This is a genomic window from Salininema proteolyticum (assembly GCF_042685645.1).
GTDB classification, from domain to species: domain Bacteria; phylum Actinomycetota; class Actinomycetes; order Mycobacteriales; family Micromonosporaceae; genus Salininema; species Salininema proteolyticum.
The window spans coordinates 3,662,623-3,677,016 of record NZ_JBHUNX010000001.1; the positions used below are offsets into that span (position 1 = coordinate 3,662,623).

Genomic DNA, 14,394 nt, shown 5'->3' on the forward strand with positions numbered 1-14,394 from the left:
ATGATGAACGTAACGAATATGTATCATAAGGGACGAATCGCTATTGGGCAAGCCGCGTTCCCCGTCAGCGAGCGCCAGTGAGGTCGCACCGGAACAACTTCGCCGGGCTCAATTGTCGTGGCCGCCTCCAGACATCGAAGCGCCCGATGTCTTGGCACACACAGGTTACGCTGCGCAGATGAATCTGTGGCCACCCCGTATCGATCTCGATATCCTGGGCGGAAGAATCGGGTTCCGCAGCCCGGCATTCCATAACGCGCTCGTCCCTAGAGGAGGACATCAATCATGACCGCTGATTGGCAGGTCACGCTCCACCCCAGGTTCAGCAGGGACGCGTCCAAATTCTCCGGGGAGGACCGCAAACGGATCGACGCCCTCGCGCTAAAGCTCATGAACGGGCTTGAGAGGAACGGAATCCATCTCGAGCCCTTGCAGAACGTCCCTGACCGGCGCATGCGGAGCGCACGGGTGACACGCGCCATCCGGGCCATGGTATTCTATGACCCTCCCCACCTGGTTCTCTTTGGAGTCGACCAGCATGACAAGGCGTACGACCGCATACAGAGAACGCGTTTCGATGTCGGTGAATTGTTTGGCAATCTAGAGGTGACCGAGGTCGCCCCGACGATCGAACACCGCTCTGAATCCAGTGGGAACTCAGACGAGCGTTCCCTCTTCAGTCCGTGGACAGACCGAGAGCTGACCGATCTCGGAATCGCCGGCGGGCTCCTCCCCTCACTTCGCCTGCTGCAAACCGAGGGCGACCTGCTGGGACTGGTTGAAGACCTCACGCCGCTGACCTCGCAGATCCTCGTCCATCTGGCGGCCGGCGAACCCTATGACGACATTCTGGAGTCGATCACCAGGCCGTCGGTCTCCGAGGAACCGGTGGACACGGGAGATTTGTCGGCCGCGATCGCTCGTCCGGCCTCGGGGCTCACGACAGTGGACGAACACGTCAAGATCATGCTCGATAAGGGGTTCGAGGAGTGGCAGGTATTCCTGCATCCAACGCAGCGGGATATCGTGGACCGGCGCTACAACGGACCGGCGAGGGTGACAGGAGGACCGGGAACGGGCAAAACAGTCGTCGCTCTGCATCGAGCGGTCAAACTGGCCCGTGAACTGCCCGAGGTCGGGGAACAGAGAATCCTGGTTACGACGTATACCAAGCGGCTGACCAATGACCTGCAGTGGAAGCTCGCACGACTAGCCGCTCCGGGGGAGCTGGACAGAATCGACGTCGTCAACATCGACAAGCTTGCCTATGACGTGGCAGCCCGATCGGCAGCAGCCCCGGTACGGCTCCGCTGGGACGACCATGCCGCGCTGTCACGGGCCAAACTCATCTGCAAAGACTCGGTCGATCCCGATTTCCTGGTCGACGAGTGGAAGAACGTCATCCTCGCACAACTCATTCGAACTCAAAACGAATATTTCGCAGCTTCCAGGGTAGGCCGCGGAAAGCGGCTTGGCAGAGCGGACCGTGCGAGGATCTGGGAGCTCGTGCAGACACTCGAACAGGACCTCCAGGATGAAGGAGTGCGGACCGGCGATCAGATGGTGGTCGATGCGGCTCTTCACGAGGAAAACCGGCGGTGGCGCGAGCCTCGGAAGTATCGGCATGTCATCATCGACGAGGCGCAGGATCTGAACCGGGCGCATTGGCGCCTCCTCAGGGCGCTCTGCGAAGAGGGGCCGGACGACATGTTCATCGCCGGCGACAGCTTCCAACGGCTGTACCGCGATCCGATCCGCCTAACCCCATTGGGCGTCCATATTGTAGGACGGAGTCGCCATCTGACATTGAACTACCGGACGACACGGCAGATAGTGGCCAAAGCTCTCAGTATCATGAGCTCCGCCGGCGACGGCGCAGAAGGTGAGACTCTCGCAGGGTACCAATCGGTCCTGGCCGGTGCGAACCCGAGGTTCCAAGCCTTCTCCGGTAGCGGAGACTTGACGAGCGCTTGTGTGGAACAAGTGAATACCTGGCTCGACCAGGGCGCTGCTCCGAGTTCGATCGTAGTCTGTGCCCCTACTCGCGGATCCCTGTTGACAGGAATAGTCGAAGCTCTCCATCAAGCTCAGGTGCCGGCTCGCCTGATCGGAGACGGGAACGCCGAATACGAAGGCGTTCATGTGGCCACCGCGAACAGCCTCAAAGGAACCGAATATGGCCGAGTACTGCTCACCGGGGTCTCTGCGGATGAGTTCCCTCGACGATTTGCCACTCGGCTGGAGACAGTTGACAGAACAGCCCACGCACGTGCGCTGGAAAAGGAGCGCAACTTGCTATTCGTGGCAGCTACGCGAGCGCGGGAATCTCTCTCCGTATTCTGGAAAGGCGAGCCGAGCCATCTGCTGCGTCTTGACACACCGGCCTGATCCGAAGTTCTTCCCTCTTGGTCTACGTATCGGGCCGCAGCAGCCAGATCGCGAGGCGGACAGAGCAACACTACCGAACGAGGAGAGACCGAAGTGGTAGAACAGTCCGACATTTCCATTTCGGCAGAGATCAAGAAGGCCTGAGGCGGCCCCAAGCAGATCGCCAAGGCGCTGGAGATAAGCAAGGCTGAGGCGTCGCGGCTCCTGCGGAAGATGGCCGAGGGCCGGTTCGACAAGGCCCCCGCCAACCTGCCGTTGGTCGGGTGCTGGATCAACTCGGACTGGGCGGCCGGCCTCGACCTGAGCAACGCGCCCGAGTACGGCAAGGCGACCGATCTCGATGACATGCAAGGCTTCGCTCAGATCGTCGTGGCACGCCAGATCCACCCGCACCGCGTGGTGTGGACCAGTGTCCTCGTCGAGGTGTACTGCCTCGGCGTCAAAGACGCCATCCCGCCCAAGGAGTGCCGCACGGACAAACTCGACGCGGCCCTCGACCACGTCTACAGCGCGCACACTGGCCGCGAGCCGATCGACATCGACCTGGCCCGCGGCATCGTCTATGGCAGCGCGGCATGGAGTTCGAACCGCACAAGGACTTCGCCGCGGCACAGCCGCACCTCGGCCAGCAGCCCGAGAAGCTGCCCCGGAACGGGTTCGGTAGCAAAGAGAAACCCTTGTACATCAACGGCCCGCGCGACAACACGACGGTGATCCTGACCCAGCTGAAGCAGGTCTGCGGGGAGGGGAACTACGACACCTTCCTCATGGCGGGACCGCCGTCCTGATCCGAAGTGCCCGTCAGGACGCCCGGAACCGCTCGCGGATCCGGACGTTTACCCCGTCGAGTGTGGGCTCGGTCGGCAGGTAGCACTCGCGGTCGATCTCAAGCTCGGCGAGTTCCCGCACGGCCTCCTCATGGTGCTCATGCGATGGATCGCTCAACGCCTCGCTCATGCTCTGAGTGGACACCGCCGCTGTCCTCCCGCGGTGCGGCCAGGTGGACCTTGGTACAGCGGGGGTACTGAGTGCCACCCGACGGGTCGTCGATCTTCTCAAGTTTGACCACGTGCTCCCAGTCGTCCCCGAAGTCATAGGTGTAAGTGATCTTGTCACCCGTCGCGGCGAGCACCTGGTCCAGCGAGACGTCTGCATCGTCACCGGTGAAGCCCAGGTCCTCGTCGGGATCGGCGAAACGCCCGCAGGGCGTTTCGAAGTCGTACAGGTGGTGTCCGTGCCAGTCGAAGACGGTCCGGATCAGGCTGTGCAGGTCGGCGAGAGAGGCATCGGCCATGACCTCAAGACGGCGCCAGATGGGAGGCTTGGCGCCCTTGATGTCGATCCGAAGGCGGTACACCGGCGTAGGCCCGGAACGGTCCGGCTCGGGCAGAACCGGACGCGGCGGAGCCCCGATAAGGGGCAGGAATTCGTCCTCGAACGAGGGCAGGCGACCGGACTCGACATGCTCACCGTGATCGGGAACGGGGCCGGACAGCCCGGCCTCATGGAAGTAGGCGGTCAGGATCGAGCACCAGGCGGGACGGCTCACCAGCTCGATCGCGTCCATCTCGTCGAGGTCGTCCACCTCTTCGGCGATGTCGGGCATGGCGTCGAGCCCCAGAGAGTCCCCATCCTCGCAATGCGCCAGCGCGGTGTGCGCGGCGCCGGGGAGGAGCGTCCACGCCTCGGAGCCGGACAGGTGCTCGACGTCAATGGTGTAGGGGATGTCCGGAACCATCCTGTCGATGAGACTCTGGCGCTCTGCGCCTGACAGGCCCGGTGGAAGTGGAGTGATGGGCACAATCGCGCCGCAGTCGCGATTGTCGAGGGTCACCGCGAAACCGAACTCACGGCCGGCGTGATGGAAGAAGGGGAGCACGATCTCCATGGACCGCTCCTTCGACGACGAGAGACGAGCGAACTCCGCCGCGGTGAAGGGCCGGTCCGCCTCGTCCGCCCGCATGGGGAGCGAGGCCCCGTCGGTGAGCAGGGCCTGGACACGCGGTTCGGTCTCCTGTCTCAAATCAGCGTCGCGAAGCCCGAAGAGGGTCAGCAAGTCGAGGGAGGCCTCAGGACTCGGCAGGGAAGCCATCGTGTCGACGCCGCCGAGAGGGCGCGCGGCTGGTGGACACGGCCCGGTTCAGCTCCAAGGTGTTCCCCAGGGAGGGAGCGCGCCTGGTCGACGGAGCGCAGGCCCCACAGGTACTCGAGCCGGTTCTCCGACGTGGCGAAGGAGAACAGCCGCATGCGGTCATTGAGGCAGATCGCATCAATGCCGAACGCAGAGGTGGCTGCTTCCATGGAGAATAATGTCTTACGAAAACTACTGGGAATATCGCCGGGCGGGGCGAGAACACACCGAGGATCGCAGCCGATCTCCGACACTCTGATATACGGCGTCTACGCCGCCCAACACCTCTGGTCTGCTCTGTGATCGCACTGTTGGCGGTAGCCGAAGACGTTGTGGTAGAGGCGGATGACAACCTAGAGGTCCCGGCGGCCGGTGATGCGGCCGAGGTCTTCCCTTGGAGGGCCACCGGTCAGGTAGGAAGGAGGTGTGGTGCGCGAGGGGGGACTTGAACCCCCACGTCCGTAGACACTAGAACCTAAATCTAGCGCGTCTGCCAATTCCGCCACTCGCGCGAACCCGCGGCGGTCGAACCGAGACCTCGGCGGCCGCCCCGCATCGGCATCCCCGCAGGCGAGAGCGCCCAAGGGAAGCCACGACCACTCTACTATGCGCGCCGTGGCACAGCCTGTGCAGGTCGACACCAGTGTGGGATATGAGGCCGACAGGCATTAGTCTGGAGGGCATGGTCAACAGCTCTCCCGAGAACACCGCCGCGAGCACGGCGGGCAAGAAGAACTCCCGCCCGGACGGACGCGCGGCCGACCAGCTGCGGGAGGTGACGTTCAACAGGGGTTGGACGCAGAACCCGGAGGGGTCGGTGCTCGTCGAGTTCGGCAACACGAGGGTGCTGTGCACCGCCTCCGTGCAGCCGGGCGTACCGCGCTGGCGCCGCGGATCCGGAGAGGGCTGGGTGACGGCCGAGTACTCCATGCTGCCGAGGTCCACCCACTCGCGAAGCGACCGCGAGTCGATCAAGGGAAAGATCGGCGGACGCACGCACGAGATCTCCCGCCTGATCGGCCGCTCGCTGAGGGCCTGCATCGACTTCCGCGCGCTGGGAGAGAACACGATCACGCTCGACTGCGACGTGCTGCAGGCCGACGGCGGCACCAGGACGGCGAGCATCACCGGCTCGTACATCGCCCTGCACGACGCGGTGACCTGGCTGAAGAGCAAGGAACTGGCCCGCAAGCCCGACAAGATCCTGAAGGACTCCGTCGCGGCCATCAGCGTCGGCGTCGTCGACGGCCAGCCCGTGCTGGACCTGCCTTACGTCGAGGACGTCAAGGCCGAGGTCGACATGAACGTCGTCGTCACCGGCTCCGGCGAGTTCGTGGAGGTCCAGGGCACCGGAGAGGACTCGACATTCTCCCGCAACCAGCTCAACGACCTGCTCGACCTGGCGGAGAAGGGCTGCAAGGAACTGGCCACCATGCAGGCCCGCACCATTCTGGGAGCGTAGCCGTGAAACTGCTGCTGGCGACCAGGAACAAAGGCAAGATCGGCGAACTCAGGGAGATCCTGGCCGAGGTCGCACCCGACGTGGAGCTCGTGGGCCTCGGAGACGTAGAGAAGTTCGACGACACCGTGGAGACCGAACTGACCTTCGAGGGCAACGCCCTGCTGAAGGCCCGCGACGGCGTCAGGCACACGGGCCTGGCCACGGTCGCCGACGACTCGGGACTCGCGGTCGACGCTCTGAACGGCATGCCCGGATTCCTCTCGGCCCGCTGGGCCGGGGTGAAGAAGGACGACGAGGCCAACAACCGCCTGCTCCTGGAGCAGATGGAGGACATCGCCGACGAGCACCGAGGCGCGAAGTTCGTGTGCGCGGCCGCGATCGTCCACCCGGACGGCCGCGAGCAGGTGTTCACCGGAGAGATGCCCGGCACGCTGGGACGGGGCCCGAAGGGCGAGAACGGCTTCGGCTACGACCCGCTGTTCTACCCCGACGAGGCCGACGGCCTGACCAGCGCCGAGATCCCCGCGGAGAAGAAGAACGCCATCTCCCACCGGGGGAAGGCCTTCCGGGCGCTCGCGAAGGCGCTCTCGGAGGAATAAGGAGAAGCTTGAGCAACGGGCCGGGGTGCGCAACCCCGGCCCGTTTCGCGTGTCCGGGGTTCGGGCGACGGGCGAAAGTCGCCGGGCCTGAAGTCGGGATTCACCCGATTGTAGAGCCCCGTTGTGATTTGATCGAGTCGAAGGATCGAACGATCGCAGGGGGCTGGACATGATCGGGGTGACCGTGACCAGCAGTCCCATCGGGGCGCTGGTCATTGAGAAACTGCTGGAGCGGGAGGTTCCCGCGGAGCGGATCGTCGCGCTGGTGCAGGACGAGGCCGGGGCCGAAGGCGTGCGGGTGGAGAAGAGGCCCGTGGACGTCGACGTGCCGGCGACGCTGCACGAGGCGCTGCGGGGCGTGGAGAAGCTCGTGTTCATACCGACGTCGGAGGTCGGGCAGCGGTTGAAGCAGGCCGACAATGTGGTGAACGCGGCGAAGTACGAGGGCGTGGGCCTGTTGGCGTACCTGTCGATCCTGAACGCGGAGACGAACGGGATGGCGGTGGCCACGGAGCACGAGGCGACCGAGCAGTTCATCAAGAGGTCGGAGATCCCCCACGTGTTCTTGAGGCACTCGTGGTACCTGGAGAACTTCACGCATTACGTGCCGAGGTACCTGGATACGGGGAGGATATACGGCGCGGCGGGCAAGGGCCGGATCGCGGCGGCGGGACGAGTGGACGTCGCGGAGGCGGCGGCGGTGCTGATGACGGAGGACCACGGCGTCGACAGGGCGTTCGAGCTGGCCGGCGACGAGCCGTTCACCTATGAGGAGTTCGCGGAGATGCTCACGCGGGAGTCGGGAACGCCGGTTGCGTACGAGAACCTCGACCCCGATGCTTTGAAGGAGACCCTTCAGGAGCAGGGAGTGGGCCTGGAGGCGGCGAGCATGAAGGCCGACCGGGACGCGGGCGTGGCCCGGGGGGACCTGGACTCGATGTCGAGCGACCTGCCGGACCTGTTGAGCAGGCCGACGAAATCGCTGCGGGAGGCGATCCGAGAAGCGCTCCAGGGCTAGAGGGGGGACCATCATGGACAGGACGGCGGGAGAAGTCATCGCGGACTACGTGGGCGACCACGTGGACGAGTTGAACGCGGACATGGGAGAGGTGCTGCGCAGCACGCCCGGATCGGCGGCGGACACGAGGCAGAGGATCTACCGGGTGCGCACGGCGATCCGGGGGTACAGGAGCCTGTTCGTGACGGTGCCGGTGGGCGGTCCGCTCTTGGAGCAGTTGCTGGGGGCGTTGAAGCGGACGAGGGACATGGAAGCGCTGGCCGAGCACTTCGGCAACCGGCTCTCGCAGCTGGAGGTGCCCTCGGACGAGATGCCCGGCTGGTACGGGGAGCTGATGGACGAGCGGGAGAAGTCGTACCGGGACGTGCACACGATCGCGGAGCAGCCGTGGGTGGCGGCCCTGTTGGCGCAGGTGCGGATGTTCTCCGACCATCCGGAGTTGACGGCGGAGGGCAAGCGCACGCCGGGCTCGTTGATGAACCTGATCAGCAGATCCAGGACGCACATGCTCGACACGTACGCGAAGATGTCGCACACGGCGGACGCGCACGCGGCGAGGGAGCAGGCGAGGGTCGCCTCCAGGGACACGTGGTACATGGCCGAGGCGGCGGAGGGTTCGCTGGGCAAGGCCGTGGGGGACATCGCGAATGGAGCGAGGAAGCTGTACGACAGTATGAACGACCTGTTGCAGGCAGGGATCGCCCGGACCTGGCTGCTGCAGCTGCCGGCGTCGGACAGGGCCGAGGAGCTGACGATGTCGATGGCGGAGCTGGAGAGGCGGGAGATCCACCGGCTCCAGGAGGAGACGGACCAGATCGCCGTGAACCTGACAAGGACCTGGACGTGAGGGAAACTGTTATAGGGTAAGCGAAAGGCGCCGACCAAAGGACCAGAAGTCGGCGCCTTTCGACCGTTTGGGGATCGAAGATCCTCAAACGGTTCCCCCTAGAGAGTAAGGTCTTAAGCGTCGGCGAGGAGCTCGGTGAGGTTGTCCAAGCCGACAGGCCCCGCGTTGAGGGCGTTCGTGTGCCATGTTTTGAGGTCGAAGGCCGCCCCCTGGCGGCGCTTGGCCTCGTCGCGCCCGGCGATCCAGGCGCGCTCCCCGAGCTTGTAGCAGATCGCCTGTCCCGGCCACCCGCAGTAGCGGACGATCTCGGGCCGGGCCCGGTCGGCGGCGATGCGGCCGCGCTCGACCAGGAACTCCCGGGCGGACTCGAAGGTCCACTCGGACCCGTCGGGACGCTTGTAGCCGCAGTGGATTCCGATGTCGATGACGACGCGGGCGGCGCGAACGGCGGCGGAGGTGAGCATCCCCAGGCGGGTTGCCGGGGTCTCGAACCAGCCGAGCTCGTCGGCCAGGCGCTCGGCGTAGAGGGCCCATCCTTCCGTGTAGGAGGAGGGCATGTGCATCTTGGAGAAACGCGACAGCCCGTCGCCCACGACGCGAAGCTGGCCGATCTGCAGGTGGTGGCCGGGAACGCCCTCGTGGAAGACGGTCGTCAGCTCGTCCCAGGTCGCGAAGGACTCGCGTCCGCGCACCGGCCAGTTGGTCTTTCCCGGGCGGGAGAGGTCCTCGGAGGGCCGCATGTAGGAGGCGGCGCCGGAGTTCGAGTCGGTCTGCACGTCGATGTCGAGCGAGCGCAGGCGCGGGTCGATGTCGAAGTGGACGCCGTCGAGCATCCGGAAGGCCGTCTCGTGGGTTTCCTCGAGCCAAGCGCGGTAGGCGTCGAGGCCGTGGACCAGCTCGTTCTTGTAGAGGTGGTCGATGACGGCGTCGAGGCCCTCGCCGGGGAGGATCTTCTCCGCCTCGGCGTCCATCTCGGCCTCGATGCGGGCCAGTTCCTCCCAGCCCCAGTCGTAGGCCTCGCGCGGGTCGAGGTCGGCGCCGGTCAGCAGCCGGGCGTTGACGCGGTAGCGCTCTTCGCCGACACCGTCGGCCTCGGGAGCCTTGGGCGCGTAGTCGTTCTCGAGGTAGGTCGCGAAAGAGTCGAGGTGGGAGTAGACCGTCTCCAGGGCGGTGGCGATCTTCTCCTTGAGCGGGCCATCGCCGTACTCGGCGGCGAACTTGTCGAAGCTGCGGCCGGAGATGTAGGTGCGGGCCTGCGCGGCGGCTTCGACGGCCTGGCGGCGCGCGGCGGTCTTGCCGGCGGCGAGCCCGGTGTCGAGCGTCTCGCGATAGGTGGAGAAGGACTGGCCGAAGTCCTCGGCGCGGCGGGCGAACTCGCTCCACGACTCGTCGTCGCTGCGGGGGATCGCCTGCAGGTAGGAGTTGACGGTCATGGCGAAGCCGAAGGGGGCGCGCAGTTCGCGCATCCACTCGCCGGACTCGTGGGCGGCGATGCCGGCCTCGAGGCGCTCGCTCATGTGGAGGCGGGCGAGGTCGTCGGCCTTGCCGGTGGAGGGGAGGTCGCGCAGCCGGGCGAGGGCACTCTTGTCGCGCTCGTGGTCGGCCTGCTTCTGCGCGGGTCCGAGGTCCTCGAAGTCCCGGTCGGACTCGACGCCGACGAAGGTGGCGTGGACGGGGTGGTCTTTAAGCTGCGCGGTGATGAACTCGTCGGCGAGTTCGAAAATGGGAGACGTCATGGCCTTCGCTTACCGGTCGGCTAGTTGGGATAGGCCAAGCGTACTACGCCAGGGTCAGGTACCGCCAACCGCCCCCGGGCGGATAAAGGGGATGAATTAGAAATGACCTGGATATATAAGATTTTCTTAAGAGAAAGGGGCGCGGGGGAGTATACCCGCGCCCCTGGAAGATTCGCTCAGATGTACTCTTCGACGATGTCCGAGACCTCGTCGCGGGGAGCCCACGCCTGGTACACCCCGGCGTCGTAGGTCTCCAGCCCCAGGCGGGCGGCCGCGTCCGGGTTCGAGCCGCAGTACTCCAGCCGCAGCCAGTTCGAGTTCTCCCCCAGCACGTAGAACGGCTCGCCCCGCCACTTGGCGGCGGTGCGCACGTAGAAGAAGTCGTCCAGCTCCGTCAGCGGGACCCCGCGCCGGAACCGGTCCTGCTCGATCTGCACGAACCCCTCGCCGGGAGTCGGCGAGTACAGGCGCACGTGCATCCCGTCCGGGCTCGAGTCGTACTCGACGCCCTTCCACCGGGCGACGTATCCGTCTCGCATGGCTAGATTCCTCCCCATTGCGTCGCTTGACGCTGGTCGAGCGGGTGTTCGGAAGCTTCGATCGCCGGAGTCGCCGCGCCCGACGGCACCCAGGCGCGACGGTCGGAGTCGAAGCGGGCCACCTCGGTCACGGCCCCGGCGGCGGTCAGGCGGTGCATGGACGCACCGTGCGGCAGGTGCACCGAGTGGACGGAGTAGACGTCCGCGCCGGCGGGGTTGGAGCGCGGCTCGCTGTAGAGCGCGGTCCGGTACCCGGTCCAGCGGATCACGTGCGCCTCGTCGTCGTTGGGATTGAACTCCCCGGTGGCGTACGACAGCTGCAGCGCGGCGTAGAGCGCGGCCGGCGAGGTCTGGTCCGCGACGTCGTCGACCAGGTTGATGTGCCCGGCGACCCGGTCGTAACCGCGTTCGAGGTAGTAGGGCACCTGGTGGTGGGGCAGCAGCTTCTGCCATTCGCGGGGCGCGCGGCGGCGCCGCTCCTCGGCCAGGGCCGCGGCCGCCTCGCGGGCGTGCCCAGCCTCGAGCCGATCGGCGAACGACAGGAGGTCCTTGGAGCGCGCCCAGTTCAGGAGGGTGCGGATCTCCGCGCCGGACATGTTCGCCCCGGCGTCGGTGCCCGGGTTGACGTAGAGCGCGTACTGGCTGCCCGGCCAGTGCTGCGCCAGCCATCCGAAGGGCACGGTGACGTGCGGCTTCGGCCCGGATCGCTCGGCCATGCGCTCGGCGGTGGTGTAGACGGTGATCCCGTGGATCCCGTCGACGATGTCGGAGTCCCAGCGGAAGGAGGGGTCGCCCACGCGCAGGTGGGCGACGGCCTCGTCCGCCACGGGAAGGAGGACGGTCGTCTGGCACAGCGCCGTGAGGAACGCCTCCGTGTCGCCCGAGCGGGCGGCCTCGGACAGCGCCTTCTCCGCGGCCTCGCCGGTCAGCTCCGTGAACTCGGAGGACGCGGTCGGACGCTCGAACGCCGAGTTGACGGAGCCCGTCGTCTCGGGAGCCCGGTGGCCGACGGGGGCCGGCGTCGGCGGAACCGCCGGGGGCACCGGGGACTGGGGCGTGGGCGGAGGCGGAGGGAACGAGCTGTCGGCCAGGGGCCCGGAGGTCGAGGGCGTCTGCGGAGTGCGGCTCGGCAGCGCCGGCTGCGCGCTCTGCTGCGAACCGGCGGAGCCGTAGGCGTCCGAGAACGTGGAGGACTCGGAGGCGAACGGGTCGGGAGCCGGTCCGTCGGTGGCGAAGGGGTCGGTTCGAGGGCGCGATCCGAAGGCGTCGGCGGCGGACCCGCTCGGGGCGGGCTCGCTGGGCGCTGGGCCGGAGCCGAAGACGTCGGAAGAGGGGCGCGAGCCGGTCGCGTCGGCGGCGGGAGACCCCGCTCCCGAACCGAACGGGTCGGGAGCCACGGGCGCGGAACCGGCGCCCGATCCGAAGGCGTCGGGGCCCGACGGCGCGGAGCCGAACGACTGCGGAGCGGAGGAGCCGAAGGCGTCGGCCGCCGAGGGGGCCGACTGGGCCGGGGGGCCGGCCGGCTCGGAGGAGCCGAAGGCGTCCAGCGCGGACGCGTCGGTCGACTCGGGGGCGGGCCGCCTCTTCGGCAGCCCGGTGGAGGTCTCGCCGGCGATGGTCGGCTTCGGCGGAGCGGTAGGCAGCGGTCCGGTGCTCTCCGGAGCCGGCTGCGAGGGCGCGGGAGGCTGCGGCGCCCGGGCGGGGCTCACGGCCGTGTCCGCCACGTCCGGAACGGACGGCGCCTCGGGGAAGATCCGGTCGCCGCCCTGCGCCCTCTGCGCGGTCTCGGCGACGAACCAGGCGGGGAGGTAGCCCTCGATCGGCAGGCCGGGGTTCACCGCCAGCCACCACTGGTCGTCGGGCCAGGCCGCGGCCAGGTCTGCGAAGCGCAGCCGCTTGGCCGGCGTCGGCCCGGCGGCGGACAGGCAGGACTGCATGGCCGCTTCGGAGGTGAAGGCCAGCACGTGCGTGCGCTGGTCAGAGGTCCAGGTGGCCCATGAGTCCGAACCGTCGGGAGCCTGCTCGCCGGCCACGGGGAGGAACAGCTCGGTGCCGGACAGGATCTGGAAATAGCCGTCCTGGTCTTCGGCTCTCAGCGCTTCGCGCAGTCGGTTCTCGGTATCGGTAGTCGGTTCCCACATGCTGCTTACCGCTTTGTTCCTTCCCTTGGCATTCGGGGCTCCCCTTGCTATCAGGGCTTTCCCTGTGCGGTGCGGTCGGACCGTTCCGGGGTGCACGAACGGCCGTTCCGGCAGGTTCGGCGCGGGCGGTCCTGCGGCTCCGTCGTGCTGTCCGTTACTCCGTATCGGCCGGATTATCGAGGGACCTTCATTTTACTCAGGGCGCCGTCCGGAGGGGCTGGCGCCCTCGGCACCGGTGGCGCGATAGCGCGCCGTAATCCCACGTTCGTGTTAAAAGGCAAGGGGTGGAACAGGAGCAGCTGGGAACACCGCGACCGAAATCGTGTCATTCCCTTCCGGCGGCCCCGATCCATGGCAACATCCCTACATTATGTCAACGATGGAGGCACCCTCAGTGAGGACGCGTCGGCGCGCGCGGTTCCTCACCGTCCTGATCTGCGCCGCCGCCTGGACCCTCCAGCCCGCCCCCGCGCAGGCCATAGACCTCTCCTCCTGGTACTACCGCGACATCGGGGCCGGGCGTGCCTGGGAATACGGCCTCGGAGAGGGAGTCACCGTCGCCGTCGTCGACTCCGGCGTCGACGAGAGCCACCCCGTCCTCGACGGCAGCGTCCTGGACGGCATCTCCTACGTCATCGAGGACGACTCCGAGTCCGACGAGGAGGCCAACGACGACGGCCACCTCGACCCCGTCGGCCACGGCACCGCCGTGGCCGCGCTCATCGCCGGCGGGCAGGACTCCCCCACCCCCGGCATCGCCCCCGAGGCGGACATCCTCCCCGTGCGGGTCCTCGACGACGAGAACCGCTACCACGACGCGACCGTCGTCGCCCGCGCCATAGAATGGGCCGTCGACCAGGGCGCCGACGTCGTCAACCTCTCCCTCGGCGGAGAGCAGTCCGCCTACGCCCTCGCCGACGCGCTGGCCTACGCCGCGCGCAACGACGTCCTCGTCGTCGCCTGCACGGGCAACGGCGACGAGGAGGACGACCCGGCCGTCTGGTACCCCGGACGCGACCCGCTCACCATGGCCGTCACCGGCGTCGGCCCCAGCGGCGAACGCTGGCCCAGCGCCATCACCGGCGACGAGACCACCATCGCCGCCCCGTCGGTCAACCTGCGCGCCCCCTCCCCCGGCGGCGGCTACCGCAATGTCACCGGCACCTCCTTCTCCACCGCGCTCGTGTCGGGCGCGGCAGCCCTCCTGCGCGCCGAGAACCCCGGCGCGAGCGCCGACGAGGTCCGCCAGATGCTGCTGGACACCGCCCGGCCGGCCGGCGCCGACACGGGTGCCGGAGTCCTCGACGTCGCCGCCGCGATCGGGGTGGACCCCGACACGGTCGTCGTCGAGCAGCCGGTCCGGCAGGCGCGCCTGGGTGTGGCCGAGGCCGGGGCCGCCGCCGTCGTCCTCGTCCTGTTGACGGCCGTCGCCGCGTGGATCCGCCCGCGGCGGCGCGAGAGCGGCGCCGCCGGCGAGCCCGCTCCGGCCCGCTCGACCGCCGGTGTATGAGGCCCCTATGACCCCGAGATCGC

At 67.4% G+C, this 14,394-nt stretch carries 12 protein-coding genes and 1 tRNA gene; 7 read left to right on the forward strand and 6 right to left on the reverse strand.

Features of this window, described 5'->3' with window-relative positions:
- Positions 1 to 285: 285 nt before the first annotated feature.
- Both ACFTE1_RS16980 and ACFTE1_RS16985 read left to right on the forward strand, forming a co-directional pair.
- Positions 286 to 2,388, forward strand: a complete 2,103-nt coding sequence (locus ACFTE1_RS16980; RefSeq protein WP_380624257.1) for a UvrD-helicase domain-containing protein — start codon at positions 286 to 288, stop codon at positions 2,386 to 2,388.
- Positions 2,389 to 2,601: 213 nt separating this feature from the next.
- A complete protein-coding gene (locus ACFTE1_RS16985) occupies positions 2,602 to 3,102 on the forward strand; it encodes a hypothetical protein (protein WP_380624255.1) in 501 nt (166 codons plus the stop codon).
- Positions 3,103 to 3,189: 87 nt separating this feature from the next.
- On the opposite strand, the gene ACFTE1_RS16990 is transcribed toward ACFTE1_RS16985, so the two are convergent.
- From ACFTE1_RS16990 to ACFTE1_RS17000, 3 genes are all read right to left on the reverse strand, one after another.
- Complete coding sequence (locus ACFTE1_RS16990) at positions 3,190 to 3,345, reverse strand: hypothetical protein (protein ID WP_380624253.1); 156 nt, start codon at positions 3,343 to 3,345, stop codon at positions 3,190 to 3,192.
- Positions 3,314 to 4,480, reverse strand: coding sequence for a plasmid pRiA4b ORF-3 family protein (locus ACFTE1_RS16995; protein ID WP_380624251.1), 1,167 nt, complete (start codon positions 4,478 to 4,480; stop codon positions 3,314 to 3,316). The genes ACFTE1_RS16990 and ACFTE1_RS16995 overlap by 32 nt, the downstream gene beginning before the upstream one ends.
- 466 nt (positions 4,481 to 4,946) lie before the next feature.
- Positions 4,947 to 5,031, reverse strand: a tRNA-Leu gene (locus ACFTE1_RS17000).
- Between the two features lie 170 nt (positions 5,032 to 5,201).
- On the opposite strand from ACFTE1_RS17000, the gene rph reads away from it, so the two are divergent.
- The 4 genes from rph (at position 5,202) to ACFTE1_RS17020 (ending at position 8,445) form a co-directional block, all read left to right on the forward strand.
- Complete coding sequence (rph, locus tag ACFTE1_RS17005) at positions 5,202 to 5,981, forward strand: ribonuclease PH (protein ID WP_380624249.1); 780 nt, start codon at positions 5,202 to 5,204, stop codon at positions 5,979 to 5,981.
- A gap of 2 nt (positions 5,982 to 5,983) precedes the next feature.
- Positions 5,984 to 6,580, forward strand: coding sequence for an RdgB/HAM1 family non-canonical purine NTP pyrophosphatase (rdgB, locus tag ACFTE1_RS17010; RefSeq protein WP_380624247.1), 597 nt, complete (start codon positions 5,984 to 5,986; stop codon positions 6,578 to 6,580).
- A 169-nt stretch (positions 6,581 to 6,749) separates the two neighbouring features.
- Entirely contained in the window at positions 6,750 to 7,598 is an 849-nt protein-coding gene (locus ACFTE1_RS17015) for an NAD(P)H-binding protein (RefSeq protein WP_380624245.1), read from the forward strand.
- Positions 7,599 to 7,611: 13 nt separating this feature from the next.
- Positions 7,612 to 8,445, forward strand: a complete 834-nt coding sequence (locus ACFTE1_RS17020) for a CHAD domain-containing protein (protein ID WP_380624243.1) — start codon at positions 7,612 to 7,614, stop codon at positions 8,443 to 8,445.
- 113 nt (positions 8,446 to 8,558) lie between these two features.
- Here the strand turns inward: ACFTE1_RS17020 and ACFTE1_RS17025 are convergent, their stop codons facing one another.
- The 3 genes from ACFTE1_RS17025 to ACFTE1_RS17035 form a co-directional block, all read right to left on the reverse strand.
- Positions 8,559 to 10,181 (reverse strand): DUF885 domain-containing protein, encoded by a 1,623-nt coding sequence (locus ACFTE1_RS17025; RefSeq protein ID WP_380624241.1) that lies wholly within the window; start codon positions 10,179 to 10,181, stop codon positions 8,559 to 8,561.
- A gap of 176 nt (positions 10,182 to 10,357) precedes the next feature.
- Positions 10,358 to 10,720 carry a hypothetical protein gene (locus tag ACFTE1_RS17030; RefSeq protein WP_380624239.1) on the reverse strand — a complete coding sequence of 121 codons (363 nt, stop codon included), beginning with the start codon at positions 10,718 to 10,720 and terminating at the stop codon, positions 10,358 to 10,360.
- Between the two features lie 2 nt (positions 10,721 to 10,722).
- Positions 10,723 to 12,861, reverse strand: coding sequence for an SseB family protein (locus ACFTE1_RS17035; protein WP_380624237.1), 2,139 nt, complete (start codon positions 12,859 to 12,861; stop codon positions 10,723 to 10,725).
- A 379-nt stretch (positions 12,862 to 13,240) separates the two neighbouring features.
- Here ACFTE1_RS17035 and ACFTE1_RS17040 point away from each other — a divergent pair, with 379 nt between their 5' ends.
- The gene (locus ACFTE1_RS17040) at positions 13,241 to 14,371 is read left to right on the forward strand and encodes a S8 family peptidase (protein ID WP_380624235.1); all 1,131 of its coding nucleotides are present in this window, start codon (positions 13,241 to 13,243) and stop codon (positions 14,369 to 14,371) included.
- Positions 14,372 to 14,394: the final 23 nt, after the last annotated feature.

Excerpts from the sequence above, each read along its gene's own strand:
- ACFTE1_RS17040 (WP_380624235.1), top strand. The coding sequence starts at position 13,241 with ATGGAGGCACCCTCAGTGAGGACGCGTCGGCGCGCGCGGTTCCTCACC.
- ACFTE1_RS16990 (WP_380624253.1), bottom strand. The coding sequence starts at position 3,345 with ATGAGCGAGGCGTTGAGCGATCCATCGCATGAGCACCATGAGGAGGCC.
- ACFTE1_RS17015 (WP_380624245.1), top strand. The coding sequence starts at position 6,750 with ATGATCGGGGTGACCGTGACCAGCAGTCCCATCGGGGCGCTGGTCATT.
- ACFTE1_RS16980 (WP_380624257.1), top strand. The coding sequence starts at position 286 with ATGACCGCTGATTGGCAGGTCACGCTCCACCCCAGGTTCAGCAGGGAC.
- rph (WP_380624249.1), top strand. The coding sequence starts at position 5,202 with ATGGTCAACAGCTCTCCCGAGAACACCGCCGCGAGCACGGCGGGCAAG.
- ACFTE1_RS17030 (WP_380624239.1), bottom strand. The coding sequence starts at position 10,720 with ATGCGAGACGGATACGTCGCCCGGTGGAAGGGCGTCGAGTACGACTCG.
- ACFTE1_RS16995 (WP_380624251.1), bottom strand. The coding sequence starts at position 4,480 with ATGGCTTCCCTGCCGAGTCCTGAGGCCTCCCTCGACTTGCTGACCCTC.
- ACFTE1_RS17020 (WP_380624243.1), top strand. The coding sequence starts at position 7,612 with ATGGACAGGACGGCGGGAGAAGTCATCGCGGACTACGTGGGCGACCAC.
- ACFTE1_RS16985 (WP_380624255.1), top strand. The coding sequence starts at position 2,602 with ATGGCCGAGGGCCGGTTCGACAAGGCCCCCGCCAACCTGCCGTTGGTC.
- ACFTE1_RS17035 (WP_380624237.1), bottom strand. The coding sequence starts at position 12,861 with ATGTGGGAACCGACTACCGATACCGAGAACCGACTGCGCGAAGCGCTG.
- ACFTE1_RS17025 (WP_380624241.1), bottom strand. The coding sequence starts at position 10,181 with ATGACGTCTCCCATTTTCGAACTCGCCGACGAGTTCATCACCGCGCAG.